At 64.0% G+C, this 25,997-nt stretch carries 25 protein-coding genes and 2 pseudogenes; 13 read left to right on the forward strand and 14 right to left on the reverse strand.

Going from position 1 to position 25,997, the window contains the following annotated elements:
* Positions 1–93 precede the first annotated feature (93 nt).
* Positions 94–1,113, forward strand: a complete 1,020-nt coding sequence (locus KIH31_RS16830) for an aldo/keto reductase (RefSeq protein ID WP_214428297.1) — start codon at positions 94–96, stop codon at positions 1,111–1,113.
* On the forward strand, positions 1,113–1,715 hold the full coding sequence (locus KIH31_RS16835; protein ID WP_214428298.1) for a TetR family transcriptional regulator: 603 nt from the start codon (positions 1,113–1,115) through the stop codon (positions 1,713–1,715). The genes KIH31_RS16830 and KIH31_RS16835 overlap by 1 nt, the downstream gene beginning before the upstream one ends.
* On the opposite strand, the gene KIH31_RS16840 is transcribed toward KIH31_RS16835, so the two are convergent.
* Positions 1,712–1,918 (reverse strand): hypothetical protein, encoded by a 207-nt coding sequence (locus KIH31_RS16840; protein ID WP_214428299.1) that lies wholly within the window; start codon positions 1,916–1,918, stop codon positions 1,712–1,714. The genes KIH31_RS16835 and KIH31_RS16840 overlap by 4 nt on opposite strands.
* A gap of 347 nt (positions 1,919–2,265) precedes the next feature.
* Between KIH31_RS16840 and KIH31_RS16845 the strand changes: the two genes are divergently transcribed.
* Entirely contained in the window at positions 2,266–3,081 is an 816-nt protein-coding gene (locus tag KIH31_RS16845) for an SDR family oxidoreductase (protein ID WP_214428300.1), read from the forward strand.
* Positions 3,082–3,149: 68 nt separating this feature from the next.
* Positions 3,150–4,061 carry a ribokinase gene (locus tag KIH31_RS16850; protein ID WP_214428301.1) on the forward strand — a complete coding sequence of 304 codons (912 nt, stop codon included), beginning with the start codon at positions 3,150–3,152 and terminating at the stop codon, positions 4,059–4,061.
* Positions 4,062–4,093: 32 nt separating this feature from the next.
* Here the strand turns inward: KIH31_RS16850 and KIH31_RS16855 are convergent.
* Positions 4,094–4,195: pseudogene (locus tag KIH31_RS16855) on the reverse strand (FAA hydrolase family protein); the annotation flags it as partial.
* Positions 4,196–4,292: 97 nt separating this feature from the next.
* Here KIH31_RS16855 and KIH31_RS16860 point away from each other — a divergent pair.
* Positions 4,293–4,625, forward strand: coding sequence for an NIPSNAP family protein (locus tag KIH31_RS16860; protein ID WP_214428302.1), 333 nt, complete (start codon positions 4,293–4,295; stop codon positions 4,623–4,625).
* A 93-nt stretch (positions 4,626–4,718) separates the two neighbouring features.
* Here the strand turns inward: KIH31_RS16860 and KIH31_RS16865 are convergent, their stop codons facing one another.
* From KIH31_RS16865 to KIH31_RS16885, 5 genes are all read right to left on the reverse strand, one after another.
* Entirely contained in the window at positions 4,719–6,026 is a 1,308-nt protein-coding gene (locus KIH31_RS16865) for a nitrate/nitrite transporter (protein ID WP_214428303.1), read from the reverse strand.
* Positions 6,027–6,038: 12 nt separating this feature from the next.
* Entirely contained in the window at positions 6,039–7,475 is a 1,437-nt protein-coding gene (locus KIH31_RS16870) for an FGGY-family carbohydrate kinase (protein ID WP_214428304.1), read from the reverse strand.
* 28 nt (positions 7,476–7,503) lie between these two features.
* On the reverse strand, positions 7,504–8,292 hold the full coding sequence (locus KIH31_RS16875; protein ID WP_214428305.1) for an SDR family oxidoreductase: 789 nt from the start codon (positions 8,290–8,292) through the stop codon (positions 7,504–7,506).
* Positions 8,293–8,325: 33 nt separating this feature from the next.
* Positions 8,326–9,930, reverse strand: a complete 1,605-nt coding sequence (locus KIH31_RS16880; RefSeq protein ID WP_250546147.1) for an FAD-binding oxidoreductase — start codon at positions 9,928–9,930, stop codon at positions 8,326–8,328.
* A gap of 72 nt (positions 9,931–10,002) precedes the next feature.
* Positions 10,003–10,608, reverse strand: coding sequence for a glycerol-3-phosphate responsive antiterminator (locus KIH31_RS16885; RefSeq protein ID WP_214428306.1), 606 nt, complete (start codon positions 10,606–10,608; stop codon positions 10,003–10,005).
* 308 nt (positions 10,609–10,916) lie between these two features.
* On the opposite strand from KIH31_RS16885, the pseudogene KIH31_RS16890 reads away from it, so the two are divergent.
* Positions 10,917–11,117: pseudogene (locus KIH31_RS16890) on the forward strand (TOBE domain-containing protein); the annotation flags it as partial.
* Positions 11,114–12,454, forward strand: a complete 1,341-nt coding sequence (locus tag KIH31_RS16895; RefSeq protein WP_214428308.1) for a glycogen debranching protein — start codon at positions 11,114–11,116, stop codon at positions 12,452–12,454. The pseudogene KIH31_RS16890 and the gene KIH31_RS16895, both read left to right, overlap by 4 nt.
* A gap of 321 nt (positions 12,455–12,775) precedes the next feature.
* Here the strand turns inward: KIH31_RS16895 and KIH31_RS16900 are convergent, their stop codons facing one another.
* From KIH31_RS16900 to KIH31_RS16920, 5 genes are all read right to left on the reverse strand, one after another.
* The gene (locus tag KIH31_RS16900) at positions 12,776–13,168 is read right to left on the reverse strand and encodes a nuclear transport factor 2 family protein (RefSeq protein ID WP_214428309.1); all 393 of its coding nucleotides are present in this window, start codon (positions 13,166–13,168) and stop codon (positions 12,776–12,778) included.
* A 378-nt stretch (positions 13,169–13,546) separates the two neighbouring features.
* Complete coding sequence (locus KIH31_RS16905; RefSeq protein WP_214428310.1) at positions 13,547–14,185, reverse strand: GntR family transcriptional regulator; 639 nt, start codon at positions 14,183–14,185, stop codon at positions 13,547–13,549.
* A 65-nt stretch (positions 14,186–14,250) separates the two neighbouring features.
* Positions 14,251–15,711 carry an FAD-dependent tricarballylate dehydrogenase TcuA gene (gene tcuA / locus KIH31_RS16910; protein WP_214428311.1) on the reverse strand — a complete coding sequence of 487 codons (1,461 nt, stop codon included), beginning with the start codon at positions 15,709–15,711 and terminating at the stop codon, positions 14,251–14,253.
* A 94-nt stretch (positions 15,712–15,805) separates the two neighbouring features.
* Positions 15,806–16,231 (reverse strand): universal stress protein, encoded by a 426-nt coding sequence (locus KIH31_RS16915; RefSeq protein ID WP_214428312.1) that lies wholly within the window; start codon positions 16,229–16,231, stop codon positions 15,806–15,808.
* A 111-nt stretch (positions 16,232–16,342) separates the two neighbouring features.
* Positions 16,343–16,993 carry a GntR family transcriptional regulator gene (locus KIH31_RS16920; RefSeq protein WP_250546149.1) on the reverse strand — a complete coding sequence of 217 codons (651 nt, stop codon included), beginning with the start codon at positions 16,991–16,993 and terminating at the stop codon, positions 16,343–16,345.
* A gap of 333 nt (positions 16,994–17,326) precedes the next feature.
* Here KIH31_RS16920 and KIH31_RS16925 point away from each other — a divergent pair, with 333 nt between their 5' ends.
* From KIH31_RS16925 to KIH31_RS16950, 6 genes are all read left to right on the forward strand, one after another.
* Entirely contained in the window at positions 17,327–18,424 is a 1,098-nt protein-coding gene (locus KIH31_RS16925) for a PrpF domain-containing protein (RefSeq protein ID WP_214428313.1), read from the forward strand.
* A 37-nt stretch (positions 18,425–18,461) separates the two neighbouring features.
* Positions 18,462–19,559: an ABC transporter ATP-binding protein gene (locus KIH31_RS16930; protein WP_214428314.1), complete on the forward strand. Its 1,098-nt coding sequence runs from the start codon at positions 18,462–18,464 to the stop codon at positions 19,557–19,559.
* Entirely contained in the window at positions 19,556–21,340 is a 1,785-nt protein-coding gene (locus KIH31_RS16935; protein ID WP_250546150.1) for an iron ABC transporter permease, read from the forward strand. The genes KIH31_RS16930 and KIH31_RS16935 overlap by 4 nt, the downstream gene beginning before the upstream one ends.
* Positions 21,341–21,372: 32 nt before the next feature.
* On the forward strand, positions 21,373–22,491 hold the full coding sequence (locus KIH31_RS16940) for an ABC transporter substrate-binding protein (RefSeq protein ID WP_214428315.1): 1,119 nt from the start codon (positions 21,373–21,375) through the stop codon (positions 22,489–22,491).
* 80 nt (positions 22,492–22,571) lie between these two features.
* The gene (locus KIH31_RS16945; protein ID WP_214428316.1) at positions 22,572–22,856 is read left to right on the forward strand and encodes a hypothetical protein; all 285 of its coding nucleotides are present in this window, start codon (positions 22,572–22,574) and stop codon (positions 22,854–22,856) included.
* Positions 22,857–22,914: 58 nt separating this feature from the next.
* Positions 22,915–24,138: an MFS transporter gene (locus KIH31_RS16950; RefSeq protein WP_214428317.1), complete on the forward strand. Its 1,224-nt coding sequence runs from the start codon at positions 22,915–22,917 to the stop codon at positions 24,136–24,138.
* 5 nt (positions 24,139–24,143) lie between these two features.
* Here the strand turns inward: KIH31_RS16950 and KIH31_RS16955 are convergent, their stop codons facing one another.
* Together KIH31_RS16955 and KIH31_RS16960 are read right to left on the reverse strand one after the other, a co-directional pair.
* Positions 24,144–25,337 carry an MFS transporter gene (locus KIH31_RS16955; RefSeq protein ID WP_214428318.1) on the reverse strand — a complete coding sequence of 398 codons (1,194 nt, stop codon included), beginning with the start codon at positions 25,335–25,337 and terminating at the stop codon, positions 24,144–24,146.
* Positions 25,337–25,969: a GntR family transcriptional regulator gene (locus tag KIH31_RS16960; protein WP_214428319.1), complete on the reverse strand. Its 633-nt coding sequence runs from the start codon at positions 25,967–25,969 to the stop codon at positions 25,337–25,339. The genes KIH31_RS16955 and KIH31_RS16960 overlap by 1 nt, the downstream gene beginning before the upstream one ends.
* Positions 25,970–25,997: the final 28 nt, after the last annotated feature.

Raw genomic sequence — 25,997 nt, forward strand, 5'->3', positions numbered from 1 at the left:
TCAAGCTGTCCGTGCCGTGCGTCCACGCGGCGGCCGGGACCGTTGCACTGACAAAATCTGAATTCTGTCAGTAGGATCCCGTACGCTGGATGAATGAGCAGCCAGCCCGCCCTTCTGTCACCTTCCCGCCGCCTCGGGGCCACGGGACCGCAAGTGTCCCCGCTGGGCCTGGGCCTGATGGGCATGTCCGATCTGTACGGACCCGCCGACGAGGCCGAATCCAAAGCCACAATCCACGCTGCCCTGGATGCCGGCGTCACCCTCCTGGACACCGGCGACTTCTACGGCATGGGCCACAACGAACTCCTGCTGCGGGATGCCCTGCGGGGCCGCGACCGCGAGAATGTGGTCGTCAGCGTGAAGTTCGGTGCCCTCAGGGACCCTGCGGGCGGCTGGAGCGGCGTGGACACGCGCCCTGCCGCCATCAAGAACTTCATCGCGTACACGCTCCGCCGGCTCGGGACCGACTACGTGGACATCTACCGCCCGGCGCGCCTGGATAGCTCGGTCCGGGTTGAGGACACGGTCGGGGCGATAGCCGATCTGGTCAAGCAAGGCTACGTCCGCCACATCGGCCTCTCCGAGGTCGGGGCGGACACCCTCCGCAAGGCGCACGCGGTGCACCCCGTCTCGGACCTGCAGATCGAGTATTCGCTGATCTCCCGCGGAATCGAGAAGTCCATCCTGCCCGCCGCCCGGGAACTGGGCATCGGAGTCACCGCCTACGGCGTGCTCTCCCGGGGGCTCCTCTCCGGGCATTGGTCCCCCGAGCGGAGCGAGAGCGGCCGCGACTTCCGCTCGCACCTGCCTCGCTTCACGGGGGAAAATCTGGGCCGGAACCTCCACTTGGTGGAAACCCTTCGCGCTCTCGCCGAGGAGCGCGGCACGACGGTCGCCCAGCTGGCGATTGCGTGGGTGCTCTCGCGCGGCGAGGACATCGTTCCGCTCGTCGGCGCGCGCCGCCGCGACCGCCTGGCCGAGTCGCTCGCCGCCGTCGAGGTGGAGCTCAGCGAAGCGGATCTTGCCGCCATTCAAGCTGCCGTCCCGGCGGATGCCGCTGCGGGAACGCGCTACGACGCCGGACAGATGGCGTTCCTGGACAGCGAGCGCTGATGGCCCCAGCTGCCCTCACCACCGAAGCCATTCTGGACGCTGCCGAAGACGTCCTGCGACGTTACGGGCCGGCGAAGACCACAGTGGTCGATGTCGCCAGGGCCCTCGGGGTGAGCCATGGCAGCGTGTACCGGCACTTCCCGGCCAAGGCTGCCCTGCAGGACGCCGTCGCCCGGCGGTGGCTGGCCAGGGTGTCTGAACCGCTGGAAGTGACAGCCGACGGCGAGGGGCCGGCCGCCCAACGGCTGCTGCGCTGGCTGCAGCAGCTGGCAGCCGTCAAGCAGCGGATGGCGCGGGAGGACCCGGAGCTGTTTGCGACCTTCGAGCGTCTCACCGCTGAAGCGAGGGAAGTGGTCGCCGCGCATGTCGACCAGCTGACCGCACAGGTCTCACGCATTGTGGCGGCGGGCGTGGCCAGTGGAGAGTTCGCGCAAGTGGACCCTCCGACGGCGGGACGGGCCGTCCTGCAGGCGACGGCATGGTTCCACCACCCTTCGCACGCCGCCGAATGGCGCAGCCCCGGCATCGGCGCCGAGCTGGATGCCGTGTGGTCGCTGATCAGTGCCGGCCTGGGCGCGCGGTCGCCGGTCCGCAGGGACTAGCCGTGGTGCGGACGGCCAGGCGCCGACTCGTGCCGGGCGCGCACCCGGAACAGCCCGGCATTGTGGGTCCCCAGGTCGATGAACCCGCCGTCGCCGGAGAGGCTGATGCTGAACACCACCGGCCCGAGGTGGTCCTCGACGTAGGCGTGGATGTGGTCGCGCAGTTCCCGCACGCCCATCCACGGCAGGACCAGATCAGGCACATGTTCGTTGGACCCGATTCGGGTGAATTCGACGCTGAGGCGGTCCGGCGCAGCGGAGGTCTGCCGCAGCGGTGGGTGCTCACGGTCCGGAGGGCCGTCCGGAGCCCATCGCTCGGCGACCGCACCCCATCGCCTGGTCCCGGTCGCACTCCAGGCCCGCTCCCGGCGCGGCGGTAGTCCCGCTGGACTTGTCATGGCTCCCCCTCGGCAGTGTTGCATCCGAATGAAGGTCCCCAGCCACCAACATCACTTGATGAAAATATCAATCCATCAAGTGGTTCCATCATCCGTCATGGCGCAGGCTCGGGCAACACTTTTCTTTCTGTTACCGCGGTTACGATGGGCGAATGCATGCCAACGGACTGCCACTCGCCGGGCGCACCGCCGTCGTCACCGGGGTGAGCCGCCGCAAAGGGATCGGCTTTGCCGTGGCCTCAAGACTGGCTTCCATGGGAGCGAACCTCTTCCTTCACCACTACTCGCCGCACGACGCCGAGCAGCCGTGGGGGGCCGATAGGCCGGAGGACGTCGTCGGCGCCGTGCGGGCGCAGCTCGCCGAGGGCGCGCGGCTGGGCGATGCCAGTATCGACCTCGCCGCTCCTGACGCCGGAGCTGAGCTCATCGAACAGGCCCGCGCAGCGCTCGGCCACGTGGACATTTTGGTCTGCAACCATGCCCGGAGCGGCGGGGACGGACGGCTGTCCACCCTGAGCCCGCAGATGCTCGACGCGCACTGGCAGGTCAATACCCGGTCCACGCTGCTCGCGACCCGGGCGTTCGCTGCCCAGCACGACGGGCGGCCCGGAGGCCGCGTTGTCTGGATGACGTCGGGCCAGACGCAGGGACCGATGACGAACGAGATCGCCTACGCCACGTCAAAGGCGGCCTTGGCGGGCATCACGGCGTCGGTGGCGGACGACCTCATTGACCAAGGCATCCTGCTCAATACCGTCAATCCGGGCCCGGTGAACACCGGCTACCTGAACGAGGGGACCTCCGACCGTCCCTCCGAGACGCTCCGCGCGGTGCTGGAACACTGCCCGACCGGGCGCTTCGGGGAGCCGGATGACCCGGCTCGACTGATCGCGTGGCTGGTCAGCGACGAAGGTCGCTGGATGGTGGGCCAGGTGCTCAACACCGAAGGCGGGTTCCGCCGCTGGTGAGAGGGCAGCCGGAGGCGGACAAGTCATACCCCGGGAATCGTTTCCACGTCTTGCAAGGAGGATCCGACGTGCGCACGGTCTACGTGGCAGGAAGCCTGAACATTGACCAGCGGATTCAGGTGCAGTCCCTCCCCCGCGCGGGCGAAACCGTGATCGGTGACAGCCTCGTCCTCGCCCCCGGAGGCAAAGGCGGCAATCAGGCTGTCGCCGCCGCGCGCAGCGGCGCGCAGGTCACGTTCGTCGGAGCGGTGGGCGACGACGAGCACGGCCGGCTGATCCTCCAGGCCCTCGCCGAGGCGGAAATCGACTCCGCAGCCGTACTCGTGGACCCCGGCACTCCCACCGGAACGGCTGTCATCCCCGTGGATGAGCACGGCGAGAACGCCATCATCGTCTGCCCCGGCGCGAACCGGTCACTGACGGCCGCGCATGTCGAGGAATCCCTTGGTGCGGTGCGTCCGGGCGACGTGCTGGTCCTCCAACTGGAAGTCCCTGTGGCCACAGTCCGCCGCGCCGCCAGGACGGCCCGCGCCAAGGGGGCCTTCGTGATCCTCAACGCGGCGCCGGCACCAACGTCGGTGGAGCGGTTGTTCGACGACGTCGACCTTCTGGTCGTCAACGAGCATGAACTCGCCGTCGTCGGCAGGCTCAGCGGCGCCACGGCCGAAGAGCTGGCGGACCGGACCCTCGAGCTTGCCGGAGCCACGGGAACCGCCGTGATCTGCACGGCGGGCGCGGGCGGCGCTTTCGCAGCGGCGCACGGCACCGTGCAGCACGTCCCCGCTCCGTCCGTAGCCGCAGTGGACACGACGGGCGCCGGCGACACCTTCGTCGGCTACCTGGCGGCCGCCCTGTTGGCAGCGCCGTCCGACCTGGCCGGCGCACTTGCCGCCGCCACCGCGGCGGCAGCCCGGGCAGTGACACGGCCGGGTGCCATGGAATCGATCCCGTTCGCTCGCGACCTCAACGCGTCCGGCTGACCGGCCGGACCGGGCCACCGGTTCCGTCTGCTTCAGGCCTGGGCGAAGGTCTGGCGTTGCCGGCCCAGGCCCTCGATTTCGAGCTCGAGGACGTCCCCGGCCTTCAGGTACGGGAACTTGCCGGACAGCGCCACGCTGGAGAGGCCTTGAGCGGTTCTGACCAGCGGAGCCGCCCGGATCAGGCTAAGCTCCCTCAAACAACACCGTCCTAGTGTCGACAAGGGAGCCACTGTGCAATTCGAGCTACGTACCTACGCCGCAGCCCCGGGCAAGATGGAAGCGCTCCTTCAGCGATTCCGAGACCACACCCAGGAGCTTTTCCGTGTCCACGGAATCCATGACATCGGGTACTGGATTTCGGCTGACAACCCCGATCTCCTCATTTATCTCGTTCGCCACGAAGGCAATCCCGAAACCAACTGGGAAAACTTCAAGAACGACCCGCGCTGGGTGGCCGCCCGTGCGGCTTCGATGGCGAACGGTGATCTCATCAGCGATATCTCCTCCACTTATATGACCCCCACGGACTTCTCGCCGCTCGGCGGGGTCACCCAAGCAGGCTAGCCGAGGGCGGCGGGCGCGGCACCTTCGCCTTTGGACAGAGAGTGCCCGCCCGGGATACCCGGGCGGGCACTCTCTGTCGTCAGCGGCCTCAGGTCAGGTCGCCGCCTGCAACGCCTCACTGACAGTTGCGGTCTCGGAGTTCCTGCGCTTCTTCATCAGCACTGCGAAGTAGGCCGCGGCGACGGCGCCCACCAGCCCGATCCCGGCGGTAACCATGAAGAAGAGGTTGTTGGCACCGGCCACGTCCTTGCCGAAAGCGGAGTAGATCGCGCCGCTGATCTGAGGGATGACGATGTCAGGGAGGTAACCGACGAACGAGATGATGCCGATGGCGATGCCGGTCGCGGCGGCCGGGACGCGGCAGTCGTCGAGCAAGGACCAGTAGACTCCTCGAATTGCGTACAGGAACAGGCCCACGACGACGACCAGGACATACGCCAGGGAAGTAGAGCCGCTCGGGAGCAGGCCCAGGCAGATGAATCCCAATGCCGCGACCACCATGGAGACCGCGAGGACGCGGGACTTGCCGAGCCTGTCGGCGAGGTATCCCCCTCCGAATCCGCCGATCGGACGCATCCACAGCACGATAACGGTGACCACGCCCGCGTTCACCGGGGTCACGGCATGGTTCACGTTGAGGAACCCGGAGAAGTAGTAGTGTCCCCAGAACAGCGTGTAGCCGCAGAACAGCACCACGCTCATCACCCATACCTCGCGGATCTTCAGGATCCGGCGTACCGCGGCGAACGTTGACTCCACCGGCTCTTCCTGCGAGGCCGTCGCTGTCGTCCGGGTGTCGGAGAGAACGAAGAAGATCAGCACGGCGATAACGATGAGCACTGCACAGTACATGTAGACGACGGCCTGGAAGCCCGCCTTGGTCTGCGTGATGTCCGAGGTACCGTTACCCGCAAAGAGCGCGAAGAGACCGACTGCGCAGCTGGCCAGGATCGCTTCGACAAGGCCACGTCCGCCGTCAAGCGCACCGAAGTACTTGCCTTCCTCGCTTTTGTCGGCCAGCAGGCTGACAGTCTTGAGGATTGCGCTCCAGAAAGTGAAGACCGTGGCGAAACCCCAGGCGAGGTAGACATAGACCAGCGTGGACTTGTCCGGCACCTGCGCGTAGAACAGACCGGTCAGCGCCGTAAGGACGAGCGAAAATACGATCAGGTACCGAACAGAGATCTTGTCGGCCAGCCATCCGCTCGGGATGTAGCCGATGACAAAGATGATCCCAAGCATCGAATAGAGGCCGGCCAACTCTGAGTTGCTCAGATGAAAGACCGTGAGAATGGTCGCCTCAAAGTTTTGGCGAAGGTACACAAGCGGATAAATGGAACCCGCTGCGAGGATGAGCAATGCAAGCTGAAAAATCTTCTTTGATTTGCCGAGCTTGAGCATGAGGACGACTCCTTAGTTATCGGACAGGATTTGGTGGATTCGTTCCAGAATGGGGTCTGTCTGCGCGGGAATTTCCGCTGAGACCGCACAGAGCTGTTCATAGAGTTCTGCGTTGCGTGGATCGGGTTCGAAGCGATCCTCGCGTCGAACCATGTGTTCGGATGCTTCATCGAAGTCGGCGTAGATTCCGCAGGCCACAGCAACGCAGATGGCGGCACCCAGGCCAGCGGCGTTACGGACGACGTTCCGCACAGCAGGGATATTGAAGACGTCCGCAAAGATCTGCATGACGAGGTCGCTGTTTGACCCACCCCCGGAGACAACAAGCCTTTTAAGACTGATGTTTCGTTCGGCGGTCATGGCGGCCATATTCCGCTTCATGGTGAAAGCGATGCCTTCAAGGACGGCGCGGTACATGTGGGCGTACCCGTGCCGTTCGTCGAAGCCGATGAACATGCCTTTTTTGAAGGGTTTGTTCGGCGGTGCGAGCCAATCGAGAACGCACAGCAGTCCGTCACTTCCGGCAGGAACGTCGGACGCCAGCTTGTTGAGATGCTCCTCGCCCGTGGCGCCGGACTCGGCAGCGGCGCGGGCGTTATCGGCACCGAGCAGATCCCGGAGCCAGGAGACCGTCCACATACCCCGGCGAATGCCGGCGCATTCGTATATGTAGCGGTGAGGTTCGGAGGCGAAGTTCGAAAAGTAGTTTCGCGGTTCCGCCACGAATTCCTTCCCGACAACCATGCCCGCAATGTAGGTGCCGAGGGAGACGAGGCCGGTGGTGTCGTCCCGGAGGCCGGAGCCCAGCGCCTCGGCGGCCTTGTCGTTAGCGGTGTGGACGACAGGAATTCCTTGCGGGATGCCTGTTTGCCTCGAGAAGCTGCTGTTCACATAACCGCCGATGTCCCCCGGCATCTGCAGCCGGTACAGCATCCCCCGCGGGACGTTGAACGAGTCGAACTTTTCCTGGTCGTCGAACCAGTTCCAGGTCTGGACGTCCATTGGCCAGGGCCCGATGTAGTTGGCGGCCGTGTCCGTCAGCTCGCCGGTGAGCCGTCCCATGAGGTATCCGGAAGCGGTCGTGACGTACGCGACGTCGTCGTTGTTGTGCTCGTATGCCCGGGAAAGCCGGTGGTCCATCCAGCTCTGGACGGGTTCGGCGAGCGTTCCGTCGCTGCGGACGAGGGCGCGGCAGCACCGGATGCTGCACAATCCCACACCGATGATGTCCTCCGGGTTGCCCGGGAATGCCGCCATCGCCCGGGAGGCCGCAGTAACAAGGGAGTCGTAGAGATCGTCATGCGGGTGCTCGGCGATCCCGGCCCCGGGCGTGTGCATTGGCGCCAGGGCCTGGCTTGCCTCGCATACGACTCGGCCGTTTGTGTCGAAAATGACTACCTTCGAACTCTGCGATCCCCCGTCAAGTCCGACGATGTACTGGGTGGTCATGTCTGGTTTCCTAATCTGCTGACGGCGCTTAGCGCACCAGGTAGCCGCCGTCGACGCTGAGGATGTGGCCGTTGACGTAGTCGGATGCCCGGCTCGCCAGGAATACCGTCGCGCCCATAAGGTCCTGGGTCTGCCCCCAGCGGTTGGCCGGGATATGGTCCAGGACCCGTTGGTTGGCTTCCGGGTCGGATCTCGTGTCCGCGGTCAGCTCGGTTGCATAGTAGCCGGGCGCGATCCCGTTCACTTGCACACCGAATTGAGCCAGTTCGTCACAGTAAGCCTTGGTGAAGCCCGCAATGCCGTGCTTGGTGGCGGCATAAGCCGGCGACCACTGACCGCCAAGGAAAGTGAACACTGAACAGATGTTGATGATCTTGCCGCTGCGCTGCCGGACCATGTGCTTGGCGCACTCGTGTGCCATTTCGAAGGCGGCCGTGAGGTTCAGCGCCACCATCGGGTCCCACTGGGCGCGGGTGTACTTGAGGACGTCCGGTTCATTGATGCTGCGGCCGGCACAGTTGATGAGGATGTCGACGCTGCCGAATTCATCGACACATGCGTCCACAACCTTCTTGGGATTGCCCTCCACCGTGATGTCGGACATGACGTAGGCGTATTTCGCGCCGGCGGCCTCGACGAGGCTTCCGGTGCGCCCGTCGTCGGGCATGATGCTCGCTGCCAGCACATTGGCTCCCGCCTTGGCGAGGGCCAGTGAGAAGGCTTGGCCGAGACCGGTGTTCCCTCCGGTCACAATGGCATTCTTGCCTTTCAACGAGAAGAAGCTCATCTCGAAGTCGGCAATATTCAAATCGGACATGCGTACTCCTCGGTTCTATTGTTTTCGACGGCTTCAGAGGGGAAAGATTGTGCCGGGGTTCATGATGCCGTTCGGGTCGAAGGCGGACTTGAGAGTCTCCAGCATGTACAGCGAGGAGCCGTATTCTTCAGCCAGGAAGTGCGTGCGGTGCTTGCCTACGCCGTGGTGGTGACACATCGAACCGCCGAGCTTCAGTGTTTCCTCGACGATGATGTTCTGAATGGGGTCGTGGTAGGTGGTGCGTTCTTCGGTGGGATCCACGTCGATTTTGTAGTAGTAGACAAAATACATATTGGTTCCGTTGAGGTAACTGTGGCTCGAGTGGCCGCCGAGCAGGGTGAATTCCGCCGGAACTTCGCTGCGAATCCTCGCCAGGGCGTTGTTGTAGATGTCGTTGATAACGCTCCAGTTTCCCGAAATTTCGGTCGTGAAGCCGTTGTTCAATGTCTCGCGAATCTCCACCCGCTCTTCCTCGATTTTTGAGACATCCCAGTTGAGGTGGTTGAACCAGTCCTCGATCAGCGAATCCGCAACACGATCGGCAGCGGAGAAAGAGGCAACAATCTGCTCGATCGCCTCGCCCGTCGCATCAGCGATGGGCTTAGGGCCTTCCGCCATGAAGATCAGCACACAGCGCCCGTCGGAGAAGTGCTCGAAGTGGTAGAGCCCGTCTTCCTTGTCATAGAGGCGCGCGACAGAAGGCTTGTAACCCTGGGTGACCACCTCGCGGAGGATCTCGAAGCCGGTCTTCATATCGTCGAGGAGGTAGCCGTAGAACCGGTTGTTTTCGGGATAGTAGCGGAAGATCTTGACGCTCACTTCGGTGATGAAGTTGAGCGCACCCTCGTTGCCGAGGACCAGGTGGCGGATGTCCGGACCGGCCGCGCGGCGCGGGACGTTCTTAATGCGGCAGATCTCGCCGTTGGGAAAGACCGTCTCAACCCCTATGAGCATGTCTTCGATGCCGCCGTAAAGAGTCGAGAACTGTCCGATGGAGCGAGTGGCAACCAGGCCCCCGAACTGAGCGATCGGCTTGGACTGCGGGGAGTGCCCGGTGGTGTAGCCGACTTTCCTCAGTTCGTCTTCGAGATCCTGCAGGCGAACACCGCACTGGACTGTTGCCAGCATGTTGTCCGTGTCGATCTCGATGATCTCGTTCATCGCGGATCCGTCGATGACGACGGAATTCTCGACGACGGTTTCGAGGCCGCCTTCGGTGGCAGAGCCCCCGGTCTTCGGAACGACGCTGATGCCGTATTCATTTGCCAGTTTGAGTACTGACGAAACTTCTTCGGGCGTGGACGGTTTTACGACAGCTGCCGGAAGTGGCAGCGAATAGATCCCGAATACATTCTCGACCTTGTAGTAACGGTCGACGCTGTTCTCCCGGAGGGTTTGCTCATCGGTGATCACGCGGTCACTGCCGAGGATATCGACGTAGGCGCTTACGATCTCTTCGCGAGTGAGGGTTGTCAATTCGAATGTTCCGTTCTTTTCAAGCAGATAATCTTCTGGCTGTGGCTCAACCTCCACCTTGTTCGACGACGGGCACAAAAAAAGAGAACAACGATCCCCTTGGAATTGGGGGTCGCTGTTCTCTAGTTTTCGAGCAACCGTTTCGGGCCAGGCCCGGAACAAGTATGAAGTTTTAAGTTGAAGTGGACTCTAGCACACAGTCCACGGCCCTGCATAGGGCTGGGACGCCGCCCCCTACATGAGCCAGACGTCGCGATTGGACGAGGCCACCGCGGTGGCACCTGCGCCCAGCGCTGCAATGACATCTTCCTTGTCGCACACCAGGCCGCCGGCTATCAGCGGAAGATCTATGTCGTCGCAGACCCAGGAGATTACCCGCGGCATGCATCCCGGCAGGATCTCGATGGCGTCCGCGCCCGATATGGAGACCTGCTTGGGCAGGCTGTTGTAGCTGAATGAATCAATAAGGAAGAGGCGGTGGACCGACAACAGTCCTGCAGATTTCGCCGCCCGGACTATTGCGGCCTTCGAGCTTAAGACCCCGTCAACCTGGGTGTTTGCTTTCAGGAAATCCACCACGACCGGTTTGCTGGAGAAACCGTCAAGGAGGTCCACATCGACAAAGACCGTCTTGCCGGCCGACTTGAGGGCTTGCACGATTCCTCTGATCGACATCACTGATCCAAAGAGCACAAAAACCACAGGGCACGGGGCCTTGAGAACGGCCCGCAACCCGTCCTCGTCCTTGATGCTTGCGATCACGGGATGGTCCGACAGGATCGCGTTGATCTTGGCAGATTCTGCCTGCGCGCGGCGGCCCTTGACCGGTGATTGTGCCACAGCCTGTATCTCCTGGTGTAAAGATCGATCCCGTTGCGCGGAAGCTCAGCGGGTGCCGTCTTCGAGCAGGGTTCAACAATGGTATCTCCGAGGACGCGCGCCCGATAGCTCGATCGACGCCCGCCACGAGCCGCCCAGCGCCGGAGGCTCATGCTATCGGCGAGTGTGGTCCTTGGCACATCCAAACGTTTTGTCTCACTCTTAGACGAAAGGCGCTGCAGCGGCGCGCACCTGAATGGAGCAGTCAATGAACCACAGCTACAAGCACTCCCCGCAAGGGCGGCCGTCCCGCCGAAGCGTCCTCCCGGCGTGTCCCGGCGACTGTGCAGGCGGTCAAGCAGATGGGCTCCTCAGTCCTCCTGACGGTCGACGTCGACGGTCAGAGCAGTAAGGTGCAGGCCCTGCCGACCTTCCGGACTCTGCCGGGCCAGACCATCTGGCTCACCTTCTCCCCGAACACCCTGCGCTTCTACGACAGCGCGACATCCCTGGCACTGGAGGCCAAGTGAATCCCCAAACCCGCGTCGGCGTCACGGAACTGCGACGGGCCGCCATTGAAGCCCTGAAACTCAACGACCTTGGCACCATGACCAGCGCAGCACCCAACCTCTACCCGCACATGTGGAGCTGGGACGCCGCCTTCGTGGCCATTGGGCTGGCGCGCTGCGACGTCCCGCGTGCCATCACCGAACTGCGGAGCCTTCTGGCGGCGCAATGGTCAACAGGGATGATCCCCCACATCGTCTTCAACGAAAATTCCGCCGGCTACTTCCCGGGTTTCGACCGCTGGGGAACCGAGTCGGCGAAAGCCCGGCCGTCCGCAGTCAAGAGCAGCGGCATCTGCCAGCCGCCGGTGCACGCCATCGCGGTCCGCCACATTGTTGACCGCGGGCGGGAAAACGGAGGAAAGGACCAGGAAGCGGCCGAGTCATTCCTGCGCGACTCCTTCGACGGCTGGCTGGCGTGGCACCGCTGGCTCGCCGACGTCCGGGACCCCGACGGCGCGGGCTTGATCGAGATCCACCACGGTTGGGAATCCGGCTTCGACAATTCCCCTCGCTGGGACGGCCCGTATGCGCGCATCAACCCAGGGACAGTTGAACCGTTCACCCGGCGGGACACCCTCCACGTCGCCGACGCCAGCGAACGTCCTGACGACGCCGAGTACACCAAGTACCTGTGGCTCGTCCAGCAGATGGCCTCGGTGAACTATGACGACAAGGCCATGCAGGACGTGGTGGACTTCCGTGTCCGGGACGTGTTCTTCTCCGGGATCATGGCCGCGTCCAGCGATGTCCTCGCCGCCCTGGCGGACGACATCGGACGCGCTTCAGAGGCGGAGGAACTGAGGGGGCTGTCGCGGCGCTTCCGCGACGGCGTTGCCTCCACGGTCGATCCCCGCACCGGCTTGGCCCGCGACTATGACGTCCTGGCCGGGGAATGGATCGCCACCGACACGGTCTCCGGTTTTGCTCCCCTCGTGGCGGGGGGCGGGGCCCAATCCCTCGCTGCCCAGCGGGCCTTGCTCCTTGGTCCGGACTGGATGGGCTATCCCGGACTGCGCTTCCCACTGCCGCCGTCGACCTCCCCCTCCAGTCCCGCGTTCCGGCCCCGAACGTACTGGCGCGGTCCGGTCTGGCCGTTCCTAAACCTCCTGCTCGGCTGGGCGGCTCAGCGCAACGGGCAGGGCGACCTCTACGAGATGCTCAGGACCGCTTCGCTGGAGCAACTTGCGGACCTGAAGTTCAGTGAGTACTACGAGCCCTTCACCGGAGAACCGCTGGGTAGCCTGAACCAGGCGTGGACCGCCGCAGCCGCCTTGGAGTGGATCGGCTCCGACGCTTGATTCTTGCCGCCTGCGACACTTCCGGGGCAGCATGGCGGACGGCCGGCGGCCGAGATGACGATCAGCCGGACAGGAGGACCGATGACAATCGAATGTATCTATCAGGATCAGCGGCGCCACCTCGCGGTCATCTTCTGGACCTGATCCGGGCCGCCAGCGGCATGTCGCGCCAGCACTCCCCGCCTTCACCGGTGTGTCCCGCGCCGCGCTCTATCGACGGCTCGAGACTCTGCAGCGCCGGAGTTTGATTTACGAAGCGGGGAGCATGGAAGCGGCCGGAGGGCGCCGCTTCCGCAAGATCCGCTTTGACGGCCGCCGATTCTACGACCAGAAGTCGGCGTTCGCAGCGGTGTCCTCGGAGAACTCGCGACCGTCGCAAACCTTGCCGTCCCGCAGGCTGAACAAGACAACGATCTGTTGGTCCAGTTCCCGGCCGTTGCGCTTGGCGTGGTTGGATTGCACCCCGACGGCATAATCCTCCCCTGCCAGTACGTCTTCCAAGGTCAGCCGCAATGTCCCGTCCGAACGCGAGAACAACTCACCGAAGTAAGAGAAGATCGCGTCTTTGCCTTGCTTATCGCCAGAGAGGGCTCCGTTGCCACCGACGTGCCACGCCGCGTCGTCGGTGAAGAGCGTGCCAAGAGTGGCCATGTCCCCTGCCATGAAGGCTTCATAGCCGCGCCGAACCAGGGCCTCGTTTTCCTTTGCTCCCATTGCTGACACCTTCCGTTTCCTGTCGTCGTTGAAGGACGGTCCGCCAGCGAGATCAGGCTACGCGCCTGGGCCGCTTCCGGTACGGGGCTTTCGTCCCGAAACGTGCGCCGGACAACGGACGGTTCTCACGCTGCGCGCGGCGGCGCCCGGGAACTCAGGGACGCTCTCCCACGGCCTCAACCGGCGGTTCGCTGTTCGGATGGCATGGGCAAGCGCCTGGAATTGGGGGTGAGGCGGGGCATGCTCTTGGGAGCGTGCCCCGCCTCCTTTCACCGGCCATCCCTGCGCCCGACTCTCGGGTTACCTGTTGCGATGGAGTATGCAGGGGTGTCGGCCGGCGGGTCTAATAGGTGCGCGGACAGGACAAGGAAGGCCCTCCTAGAGTGTGTTCGGATCCTCCGCATACATCTTCAATCTGATGTTCAGGGCTTCCGACATGTGGCGGGCCGCGATCTGCCCTGCTGCCTCCTGATCCTTTGCCTCAATGGCCCGGAGAAGCTCTGCGTAGTCTGCGAGTACCTCAGCCCATCTGCCTGGGAAGGTCAGCGTGGTCAAGGTGTAACGGCGCACCTGTTGGTCGAGGCGTTCGAGCAGTCCGATGAGTGAGGGGCTGTGCGTGGCGTGCCAGAGCTGTGAATGGAAGGTTCGGTTCGTTTCTGCGAGGGCCCGTCCGTCGGCGGTGTCCAGCTCTCGCATCTTCTGCAGGGTGGCCTCGAGCAGTCGCAGGTCCAGGGGCGTCGATTTGGCTGCGGCCTTTGACGCGGCGGCCTGTTCGAGGACGATCCTTGATTCGTAGATGTCGATGATTTCTTCGGCTGAGTGCGTACGGACCACCACCACCTTGCCCCGGCGTTGAACGAGCCCGTCCTGCTCGAGGCGTTGGAGGGCCTCCCGAACCGGCGTCCGCGACGCCCCGTACCGCTCGGTTAGCTTAGCTTCCGTCAGCGGTTCGTCGGAGGTGAAAACCTGCGCCAGGATGTCCCGGCGAAGCTGCTCATGGACCGGGGTGGTGGCCATTTGTCCTCTTCCTGTTGGCGGTGGTGCGTGCCGGCCGGTGGGGTGCACCGGCCGGCCTGTGGCGTTCAAGCGACGGAGCCGGCCCGACGTCCAAAGACGGCGCCGGCTGCAAGACCGGATCCTCCCGGATAGTTTCCGCTGAAGAGGCCGCCGAGAGCTTCTCCGCATGCGTAGAGCCCGTCGATCGGTGCATCGTGTTCACCCAGCACCCGGCCCCACGTGTCTGTCTTCAAGCCCCCGAAGGTGAAGGTAATGCCGCAGGTCACCGGGAAGGCGTAGAAGGGAGGGGACGCGAGGCTGCGGGCCCAGTTGCTTTTCGGTGGGGTGGTGCGCGCCTTCCTTCCGTCCTTGATGTTGGGGTCGAAGGGCACCGCGTCGCTGATGGAAGCATTGAAGCTCCGCACTGTTTCCTCAAGCCCATCGGGGTCGATCCCGGCTCGTAGCGCCAGCTCGTCGACGGTGTCGGCGCACACGACCGAGACACCGGGCATGTCATATTCTTCGGCACGAAGCATGCCGCGGGAGGATGAGTCGAAGATTTGGAAAGCGGCTGAGCCGGGTTGGGAAAGGATGTCACGGCCGTACCGCGCGTAAGTGTAGTTGCGGTAATCGGCCCCTTCATCCACGAAGCGGACGCCGTCTCTGTTGACGATGATCCCGAGGGGATAGCCGCCGCGGGTGAGCTGGTTGGTCAGCTCGAGGTTGCTTTCGTTGTTCGGGTGCCACGCGTCCCAAGCCACACTGTGACAGCTCGACCAGTCGCCGCCTCTTGCCGCTCCGGCGTCCAACGCCGCAAGGATCATTTCCCCGGTATTGCCAGGGGTGCCACGAACCTTGGCATTTTGCCACCCTTCACCCAGGTAGCGGCCCCGCAGTTCCGGTGATGCTTCGAAGCCACCGGAGGCAATGATCACGGATTCGGCCTCGATAATCCCCCCGCCCGACGCCGATCTGTAGTGGATGCCGGTCACCCGGCCGTTCTCCACGGTCAATCCGCTGGCGGCACACCCGTAGAGGACTTCAACCCCGCGGTGCCTCGCCGCCGCGCGGTGATCGGCCATGAGGCCTTTCCCTCCGCCCACATTGCCCACGTGCAGGCCACCCCAGAACAAGTAGCCACCGTCCGAAGTCCGGTATGCCTGGCGCTCGTACATCAGACGGTACTTCAGGCCCATCCCGTGCAGCCAGCGCATGGTCGGGTTGCTCTCCTGCACAAGGACTGAAGAAAGTGCCGGGTCGTTGCGGCCCTCGGAGACTTTCGACAGGTCGGCGAGGTAATCGGCGGCAGTGTAGGCAGGAACCTCGGTCACGGCATGGCGCTCGTCCGGTTCGACGAACTCCAGGAGCTCCTCCAACCCTTGGTGGGTGATACGGGTGGCTCCGGCAGTGTAGAAGCTGTTACCGCCCGAGGCTGGTTCCTCAGCCTTTTCCACCAGGACAACCTCGCGACCCCGCTCGGAGGCAGCAAGGGCGGCAGTAAATCCGGCGTTTCCGCCGCCAATCACAAGCACTTCGGTTCTGATCATCGACAATCCTCCTCGCAGCTCCATCGCTGCATACGATTGTATACATAGGTGCGCCGATGTGTGCATCAGACTCGCCCGGAGCCTTCGGGGGTGCTTAGTCCGTCTTCACGATGTAGACGTCGCAGGGGGCATGGTGGGCAACCGAGTTCGCAACACTGCCGAGCACCCGGCCGATGCCCTTCATTCCACGGTTCCCGACGACGATAGTGCCTGCGTGGAGCCGCAGCGCCTCTCGCGTGAGTGCCTCGTGCGGCTTGCCGGCCTCCGCCACGGCCGAGGCTTGAATTCCGGTTTCCTCGGCAAGCAGGGCGGCGGTTCGCTGCGCTATCCTCAGCGCTTCAGATGCATTCGAGATGGTCCAGGCTTCGCCGGCGATCTCTTTGACTTCCGTCTTTTCGTTGCCGTAGGCAGTCACCAAGTGCAACGACGCGTTTCTTTCCGCTGCGAGCCGGGCGGCCGCCTGCGCCGCCCGATGGGCCGTTTCACTTCCGTCCACTCCGACGACGATGGATCCGTGCACAGCTACTCCTTCGGGGTTGGTGCCCTTGTCCAGGGCAGGGAAAATCCTGGGGCCGACCTGGCGCGAAGCCGAGGGAAGAGCCGGTCCTGCTAAATTTCCACGCCGAGCGCCTCAGCGCTGAGCGTTCTGGCTGATTTCCTGCGCATCGATGTACATCTGGATCCGAATGTTCTTAGCTTCATCCATGTGGGCGCTGGCGATCTTGCCGGCTTCCTCGGCATCGCGGTCACGGATAGCCGCCACGAGCTCCTCATGCTCCTTCAGAACCCGGTCCCAGCGTTCCCGTGTTGAAAGCGTCGTGCCCGGGTACCGGATGAAATGCACAAGAATCCGGTCAAGCAGATCCAGGAGCGCAGCGCTATGGCTCGCAGCCCAGACCCGCTCGTGAAAGGTGCGGTTGACGGCAGCCAGCTCCGCAGGCGCAGCAGCATCGAAATCGACATCCACCATCGCCTGATGGGCCCGCTCAATAAGCATCAGATCCATATCCGTGTGGCGAAGGGCCGCGGTCTTGGCGGCAGCCTCCTCCAGGAAGGTCCGCACCTCGTAGAGGTCGAGCATCTCTTCCGGACGGTATTCACGCACTTGCATGCGTGAGCCGAAGCGCTCGACCAGCCCTTCCGTCTCCAAACGCCTCAGGGCTTCCCTGATGGGAGTCCGCGAAACGTTGTACTTCTTGGCCAAAGCGCTCTCGACGAGCTGGGCCCGCGGCGGAAACTCCTGCGAAATGATGGCATTTCTGATCATCAGGTAAGGGCTCATCACAGGTTGTGACGTCACGCGATGCCTCCGGTCTCCATACAGGAAAGTGGGATGACGCCGTGCGCCATACCCCGAGACGCAATTCTAACCCGCTGCATACCGTTTGTCGTGTCTGTAGACAGAGGTCCGTGCGGCCCTTCATGTTCCCCGGCCTCACTGCGCGCATCTTCTAGCGGTTGTATTCACTGCCGCACGACTGTTGCGCCCTTCGCGCCAACGGTATACCGTTTGTGAGCAACGACATACAGGTGGAGTTCACGGGATTCTTTTCGACTCTCCTCTTGCAGATTCACCCCAACTGCATGCAGTCCGTGCAGTCTTCAAGGAGAAACAATGGCGCTTCTGTCCGGGACCAAGCCACAGGCGGCCCGACCCTCGGTCGTCTCTGTCCCCTCAACGCTCGTTCGCGGCGGTACCAGCAAGTGTTGGATTTTCCGTGCGCAAGATCTGCCTGCAGACGTCGATGCGACAGAACGGCTCCTGATCCGCACCTTCGGTTCCCCCGACCTACGGCAGATTGACGGTGTGGGCGGCGCCTCCTCGACAACAAGCAAAGCCATTGTCGTGGACGGCGTGGACGGGGACGGAACGGTGCGGTACCGGTTCGCTCAGGTTGCCATCGACAAGCCCGCCGTCGAGTGGGCGAGCAATTGCGGCAATTGCGCCACGGCACTGGGGCTCTACGCTCTCCACAGCGGCCTGGTCGCTCCCGCAGCCGAGGTCACCCGTGTAACCATTTTGAATGTTCTGACCGGGCTTCGGCTTGTCTGCGAGATCCCGACACCGGGCGCACACGTGCCGGTCTACGGCGGCCGTAGGCTCGATGGCCAGCACTATCCGGGCGTACCAGTGGACGTCATCTTCCAAAAGGACACCTGGTCCAGTTACGGCCCGCAGTACCCCACGGGGAGCCCCATTGACGAAATAGAGCTTGACGGCCACCGCTATCAGGCAACCCTGATCGACGCCGGCGCCCCGGCCGCGCTCTTCCATGCCCCCGACCTGGGACTTTCCGGCAGGGAGGAGGCCGCAGAGCTGGACGGTCTCGTTCGGTTGGCGCCCGCACTACGGGCGGCCGCGGCACAAAAGATGAACCTTCCCGCTGGCCTCAGCTCGGTCCCGAAGGTCGGCGTGGTGGGCGCACCGCCGGAAGGATCATCAGGAATATCGGCCCGAATGATTTCCATGAGCGCACTGCACCCCGCCATCGGCCTGACCAGTGCCGTTGCCGTCGCCGCAGCTTTCGGGACGCCTGGAACCGTCGTGCAGCGGCAGGCAGTGGCTGCCGCTGACAACAACGCCGGACTGCTGATCCACCTGCTCAAGAACAAAACCATTGTGGGCCTTGACGCACCCGAGCCCTCCGAAGCCTCGTTCCAGCGCTCAGCCCGCGTCATCAGCGAAGGCACCGTCCTGGTGCCGCGCGACTGAAAATCCGAACCGGCAACCACCAGCCCAAGGAAAAGCCATGAAGATCAGCATCCAAAACCTGCAACTGAAATACGGAAGCTTCACAGCCATCGAGAACCTCAACCTCGACATCGAAGACGGTGAAGCCCTCGTCCTCCTGGGACAGTCAGGCTGCGGCAAGACCAGCACCATGCGCTGCATCGCCGGTCTGGAAGAACCTACCTCCGGGCGGATCATCATCGATGACATCGTTGTCTTCGACTCCGAAAAGGGAATCAACCTCCCGCCGAACAAGCGCAACGTAGGGATGGTCTTCCAGTCCTACGCGGTCTGGCCGCACATGACCGTCGCCCAAAACGTCGCCTACTCGCTCAAGCGCAAGAAGCTCGCCACGAAGGAAATCGACGAAAGAGTCACCGAGGCCCTCACCCTGGTGGGCCTGGACCAGTTTGCCGAGCGCGGAGCGAGTTTGCTCAGCGGCGGACAAATGCAGCGGGTAGCCCTCGCCCGCAGTCTGGTCATGCGGCCAAGCGTCCTCATGCTGGACGAACCACTCTCCAACCTTGATGCACGCCTGCGTGACCGCCTCCGCGTCGAACTGCGCGAGATTCAGCTCAAGCTCGGACTCACCTGCGTGTACGTCACGCACGACCAGCACGAAGCGTTTGCACTGGCGGACCGCATCGCGCTGCTCCAGGGCGGCCGCATCGTCCAGATGGGCGCACCCCGGCACATGTACGAGGCCCCCGCCAGCGCATCCATCGCCCATTTCCTCGGCGTCTCCAACATCATGGAATGTACGGAGATCACGGCCGCTGACGGACAGACCGCTGCACGTATTGCTGCCAGTGACCTGACCATCCACGCCACCCAACCGCCAGCCCAAGCCGCTCTCTCCCCCAAAGTGTGCATCCGGGCCGAAGACCTGCAAGTGACCGCAGCACCCACGGGCAGCGTGAACTCCTGGCCGGGGACGGTGCGTGTAGCCGGCTTCCAAGGCAACGACGTGCGCTACGCCGTCGAACTTGAAGCCGGCCCGGAGCTCGATGTCCTCGGTGGCCTCAAGCGGGGCGAGCAGCATAATGTGGGCGACCGCGTCTGGGTCACCGTGAACGCACGCGAAGTGCAGATCCTGCCGGCGGAGGTCTTCGCATGAGCCTCAAGACGCCCACCAGGACCACCGCGGCAGAAGCACGACACCCGTCAAACTCGGCGCAAGGCAGCCACCGGCCGGCGCGCGCACTGGCAGTCCTGAAGAAGAACACCTCCGGCCTGGTCGTCCTGATCATCCTCTCCGTCCTCGTCGTCCTCCCCCTCGGCCTCGTGCTCCTCGCCGCATTCTCTGACAGCGTTCCCCGGCCCGGCAGCATCTCCCTGGGCGGACTTACTCTCTCCAATCTGGCCCTGTTGGCCACACCCGAAGCATTCGGGGCCCTGGTCAATTCCCTCATGGTGGGAACCGGCTCAGCACTCATCGCCCTTCTTATCGGAGCCTTCCTCGCCTTCGTCTGCGCCCGCTCGGACGCACCGTGGCGGAAGTTCATTTTCTTCATCGGCATGGCGCCGATGTTCATTCCCGCCCTCGTCGGAGCCCTCGCCTGGTCGCTCCTGTCTTCCCCCAGCGCCGGCTACATCAATATCCTCCTGCGGGATCTCGGGATTGACGCTGCCATCAACATCTACAGCCTCCCCGGGCTGGTCTTTGTCCTCGGAATTTTCTACGCCCCCTATGCCTTCCTGCTGCTGCACAGCTCGCTGTCAATGATGAACGCGGACCTGGAAGAAGCGGCAACGGTGCACGGAGCCCCCCTGCGGACGATGCTTCGAACCGTCACGCTGCCCTTGGCGCTGCCCGCAATCCTGGGCTCAGCGGTCCTCGTGTTCGCTCTGACCATGGAGAACTTTCCCGTGGCCCAGGTCATTGGCAACCCTGCCGGCGTCGATACCCTGCCCACCTACATTTACCGCCTGATGAGCGCGACTCCGGCGAAGAGCAACCAAGCCGCCAGCGTCGCCGTCATCCTTACCGTCGCGCTCATGGCTGTCACCGTTATCCAGCAACGCATCATCAACAAGCGCAAGTTCACCACGATGACAGGCAAGGGCAACCGGCCCCGGCAGGTGCCTCTGCGCAAGCTGCGCTGGCCGTTCACGCTTCTGGCCGTGGGCTACTTCGCGGTTTCCGTGGTCCTGCCAATGCTCGCCCTGCTGACCGCCTCCATGCAGGCCACGCCGTTCGTTTCCTCAATCTCCCAGCTGCTGGAAGCGAACTCGCTCAGCTTTGCGAAACTGCTCGAGGTCCTCGGCTCCAACGATTTCCAGCTCGCCCTCAAAAACAGCGTGCTGGTCGCCCTGATCGCTGCCTTCGCAGGCACCACCCTGAGCTTCATCGCCTCCTACGTCCGCTACCGCACCAAGTCCCGGACCGGACGCCTGATCGAGCTGGTCGCCATGACCCCCCTGGCAGTACCCGCCATCGTGATGGGTATCGGCCTGCTCTGGACCTGGCTGCTGCTGCCCCTGCCGATCTACGGAACGCTGGCCATCCTCGCCGTCGCGTGCGTCGCGGTCTTTCTTCCACAGGGCTACCGCGGTGTCTCGGCATCGATGCTCCAAATGGATCAGGATCTCGAAGACAGCGCCGTCATGCTCGGGGCAGGGCGCGCGAGGTCGGTCGTGGATGTCACCCTGCCCCTCATGCGGGTGGGCATCACGTCTTCCTTCCTGCTGTTCCTAATGCTCTCGATGCGGGAGCTAAGCGCCTCCATCTTCCTGTTCACCTCCAACACCCGGATCTTGTCCATCCTCGTGTTCGACAACTTCGACAACGGGCAAAGCCAGGCCGCTGCGGCTGTCAGCGTCCTCTACTGCCTAGTGATCGGAATCCTCGCCGTCATCGCACAAAAAGCGGGCGGGGAACGCAAGACCAAGAGCTGACCGCCCCATCAACCACTCGAAAGGGACACACAATGAAGTTAGCGTCCAAACTGCCGGCCGTCGCGGCTGCCGGCCTGCTCCTCGCCGTTGGACTCAGCGCCTGCGGAAGCGCGGCACAAAGCGCCAGCGTCGTCACCGCCGCCGCGAACGTCAACACTGACAACGGCCTGGTGATCAATGGAGAAACGATCGCCGACAAGGCAACCTTCGACAAGGCCAGGACCGAGACCCTTTCGCTGTACTCCGGCTACACGGACTCCTCCGAAAGCGCCCTCGTGGCAGCTTTCACCAAGGACACCGGCATTAAGGTGAACGTCGTGCGCCTGACCCCGAACAAGCTCTCGGAGCGGGTGCTGTCCGAACAGGGCGCAGGCAAGCTCGCCGCCGACGTCATCCGCACCTCCGACTACCGGATCGCCAAGTCAATGGAGGACGCCGGCGTCTGGAAGGCGTACGACGTCCCCGGGGCGGCCAAGTTCAAGGACGTCTCCGTTGACGGGGGCAAATTCACGCGCATGTTCAACTCCGTTTACACCCTCGGCTACAACACGCAGCTCGTAAAGGAAGCCGACGCCCCCAAGTCCTGGGCAGACGCGGTCAGCGGCAAATGGCAGGGCAAGATCGGCATCGTCCAAGGCGGCTCCGGTGGCAGTACGGCGGCTTTGAACAGGTTCATGGAGACCAAGCTGGGCAGCGACTACTTCAGCAAGTACGCCGCCCAGAAACCCAAGATCTATGACTCTCTCGGCGCCGAAGCCACTGCGCTCGCGCGCGGTGAGATCGCCGTCGGCACCGTCACCATCAGCGGCACCAACATCTCCGCCGTGCAGGACAAAGCACCCGTGAAGTTCGTCGTCCCCAACGAAGGGCTGGTCTCCTACGACTACTACCTCGGAATGACCGGCACGGCCAAAAACGCGGAAGCGGCGAAGGTATTCCTGAACTACAACCTCTCCAAGCAGGGCCAGCAGGTGTTTGCCCAGATCGGCGAATACCCGGTCCGCACCGACGTCGCACCGCCCACGATCATGGGGGTGAAGCTTCCCGCCGTCGATTCCGGCAAGGTCTACCGCATGCAGAACTCCGACGCCATCACCTTTGGCAAGGAAGATCTGGCCACGTGGAACAAGGTCTTCGGCTACACCAAGTAGCTCCTACCATCCTGTCGCGGGTCCCGGCTCGGGCCGGGTCCCGCGACGGGACCGCCGACCCCTATGCACCAGGAATCCCCATGACAGTCCTCCGCTCCCCGCACCGGCGAACCGGCGCTCCCGCGGAATACATCGCGGACTGGACTCTGATCCAGACAGACGACCGCATCACCCTCTTCAGAGACGGGGTGGAAGTGTCCGACGGCACGGCCGACGGCGTGACCTATGACGGCCGGTTCCTCTGGCTCGTCCAGGCAGGCGGTAAGGGCCGCTCCATGTTCAGCCGTAACGACGGCCTGGTGGCCCTCCGCACGCGGTTCGTTACTTGGAGCGGGGACGGCGCACCTTCGGCCGGTGCCCGATAGCGGAAACGTCGCCCTACGAGGCGAAAATATGATCCAGAAGATTTATCAAGGAGGATAAATGCCATCCGCCGCACTTGTGGCAGCCCGCATGGACCGGCTGCCCGTCACGCGCCTGCACAAACTCGCGCTCCTCACCCTCGCCTTCGTGTTCCTCTTTGAATTCGGCGACCTGAACACGTTTGCGTACGTCGCGCCCGCGCTGAAGGAACACCTCCGGTTCAGCGTCGCAGACATCGCCATTGTGACCTCCGCCGCCTTTGCCGGCATGGCACTTGGTGCGAGCCTTGGCGGACGGCTTTCCGATCATATCGGGCGCAAGCGCGCACTGGTGTTCTCTACGCTCGTCTTCTCCGTGTTCTCCCTCGTTAACGCCCTCGGTTATGACATACCGAGCTTCTTTGCCTTCAGGTTGCTCACCGGTGCCGGGCTGTCAGCCATGGTGGTGGCCGCCACCACGTACATTTCGGAGGTCATGCCCGCTTCGCGCCGCGGCAGGATGCAGGCCGCGGTCATGGCAATCGGGCTGGCGGGGATCCCCTGTATGTCCTTCCTCGCCAGGGGCATCATCCCCCTCGGGCATGACGCCTGGCGACTGGTCTTCGTGGCCGGGTCCTTGGCCCTGGCCGCGGTCCCCGCACTCCTGGCTCTCCCCGAAAGCCCGAGGTGGCTCCAGCACAAAGGCCGGCACCTCGACGCCGAAGCAGTCCTCGCCAAGTTTGAACACCACGCACCCCACCTCGGACCGGTAGATCTGAAGTCTGTGCGCCCCGAGACCGAATCCAAGCCCGCTTTTGCTCAACTGTTCCGTGGTTCCGTCGGCCGCCGAACACTGTTCCTCGCGGTGGTCTGGATTTTTCAGACCCTCGGCTTTTACGGCTTCGTGGCATGGGTTCCCACGCTCCTGGCCGAGCAAGGCTTCAGCCTGACCCAGTCGCTGCAGTTCGCCGCGCTGACCACCATCGGCGCCATCCCGGGGGCACTGCTCGCTTGGCCGGTGTCAGACCGTTTCGGTCGCAAGGTACCCCTGGTCATCGCTGCGCTGGCCACGGCCGCCAGCGGCCTTGCCTACGGACTCACGTTCAATCCGATCGCCATAGTGATCTTCGGGTTCTGCGTTAACCTGCTCATCCAAACCTTCGCCACTCTGCTTTACACCTACAGTCCGGAGCTCTTCCCCACCTCACTGGACGTCAACCAGCCGGCCGGCGTTGACGAAAGCTCCGGCAGGGGTCCGGTCGGAAACTCTGTCTCCATCAGCGCCCCGGCCACACACAACACCTAAATGCCTCAGCCGGCCGCGCTTACCGCCGGCAGGTGCTTGCGGAAGTTGCGCACGACGACGGCGGTTGAGACGAGTGCCAGGAGCACGAGCGCAGCGAAAAGCTGGGCGGACGTGAACGGCGGCGTCATCGCTGCCATCAGCGTGGGCAGGAGGAACCCGGCATACGCGGCCGCGTAGAAGGCACCCGTCAGGCCGGCCAGGTCGCGGGTGCCCGCTATGCGCTGCACTTCGAGCAGTCCGGTGGAGAGCGCCGTCCCGATTCCCGCGCCGCTCAGCGCCGCGGACACGATGCCGAACCAAACCGAAGCCGTCGCAACGGCAAGCCCGATGCAGGCGACCGAGGCGGTGAGGACGAGCAGGGCGAAGGTGATGCCGCGGGCACTGGAAACGGAATCGAGTCGCTTCGCCACCGGCTGGACAACCGCGGCAACGCCCAAGGACACAACGGTGAGCAGCGTGGCATAGGCGATGCCGAACCCTTGGGTTTGCGCTTTGAGCAGGACCGGGGTGTAGCCATAAGCGAGCGCGGCGGCGCCGAAGATCCACGGTGCGGTGACGAGAACAACCCGCCGGAAGCGCTTGTGTGCAATCGAGCGGACGCGGAGCTGTTCCCGCAGGGGCTCGCGGCTGGTTCCGCCCGTCTCCTCGATGCGGCGCACGACGACGACGAACGGCAGCGCGACGACAAGGTGCAGGAGGAAGGGCAGGACCTCGGGCAGCGGCCCCCACTGAGCCAGGGCACCGGCCAGGAGCGCCCCCAGACCGGAGCCGAGCGTGAAGGCCAGGGACGCGCGGCGCGCTCCGGATCCGCGGTCGGCCGCGGGATCGAAGGGTGGCTGGGAAAGCTCCTTCAGCCACGTGCTACCCACCGCCATCGCCGTTCCGACCGCCATGCCGGAGAGCAGCCGCCCGGCATAGATCGGCGCCGTTCCGACCGCTCCGAGCGACAGCACGGCGCTGGCCAGCAGCGCGAAAAGCACGCCCGCCGTCATCACCGGTTTCCGGCCGTACCGATCCGAGAGCACCCCGGCCAGCAGAAGCGCCGGCACCAAGCCGAGGACGTAGACCCCAAGGAACGCGTTGACGGTGACGGCGTCGTACCCGCGCGTGTTTTCGTACATCAGCAGGAGCGGGCTGAACTGGTTTCCTGCCCATGAGCAGACAAACAGGGCACCAAAGACTCCCTTCCAGCCCCGCATCACAGGATTCCCCGGTGCCGGCGCACGTGCTGGGTGATCAGGCGGCAGAATTCCTCAGCGTCTCCGGTTTCGGCCGCCGCCAGCATCAGCTCGTGGTCCGCCAGCGCCGCCGCGACGTTCTCCGGACCCACGTGCAGCAGCTGCCGGCGGAGCCGGTGCTGGCGGTCGCGCAACGCGTCGTGGAAGTGCAGCGCGGTCTGGTTCCGCGAAGCACGCACGATCGAGGCGTGGAACTCGTTGTCCGCCTCGACGAATCCGTCGATGTCCCCGGCCGCCGCCAGCTGGCGCTGGCGCTCAAGATTGGCCTTCAGCTCAGCGATCGCTTCCGGCGACGGCGGGCCGTCCGCCAACGCGCGCCGGGCGGTGGACAGCTCGATTGCCTCCCGCATCTCCAGGACGTCCCGCGCCTCGTCCGGAGCCATCGGCACCACTGCCGCCCCGCGGCGTGAGGACAGTTTCAGCAGCTTTTCCGCATCCAGCCGCAGAAACGCCTCGTGCACAGGCGTGCGGCTGATCCCCAATTCAGCCGCGAGGACGCCTTCCGACAGCAACTCCCCGCCCTGCACGGACCCCGTCAGAATCAGCTGCTTGGCGTGCTGGTAGGCGCGCTCTGCGGCGGCACTGGTCTCCATGGACCCAGTCTATCGCTCATAGCATGCA

The sequence above is a fragment of the Paenarthrobacter sp. DKR-5 genome, from assembly GCF_018531425.1.
Taxonomy (GTDB): Bacteria; Actinomycetota; Actinomycetes; order Actinomycetales; family Micrococcaceae; genus DKR-5.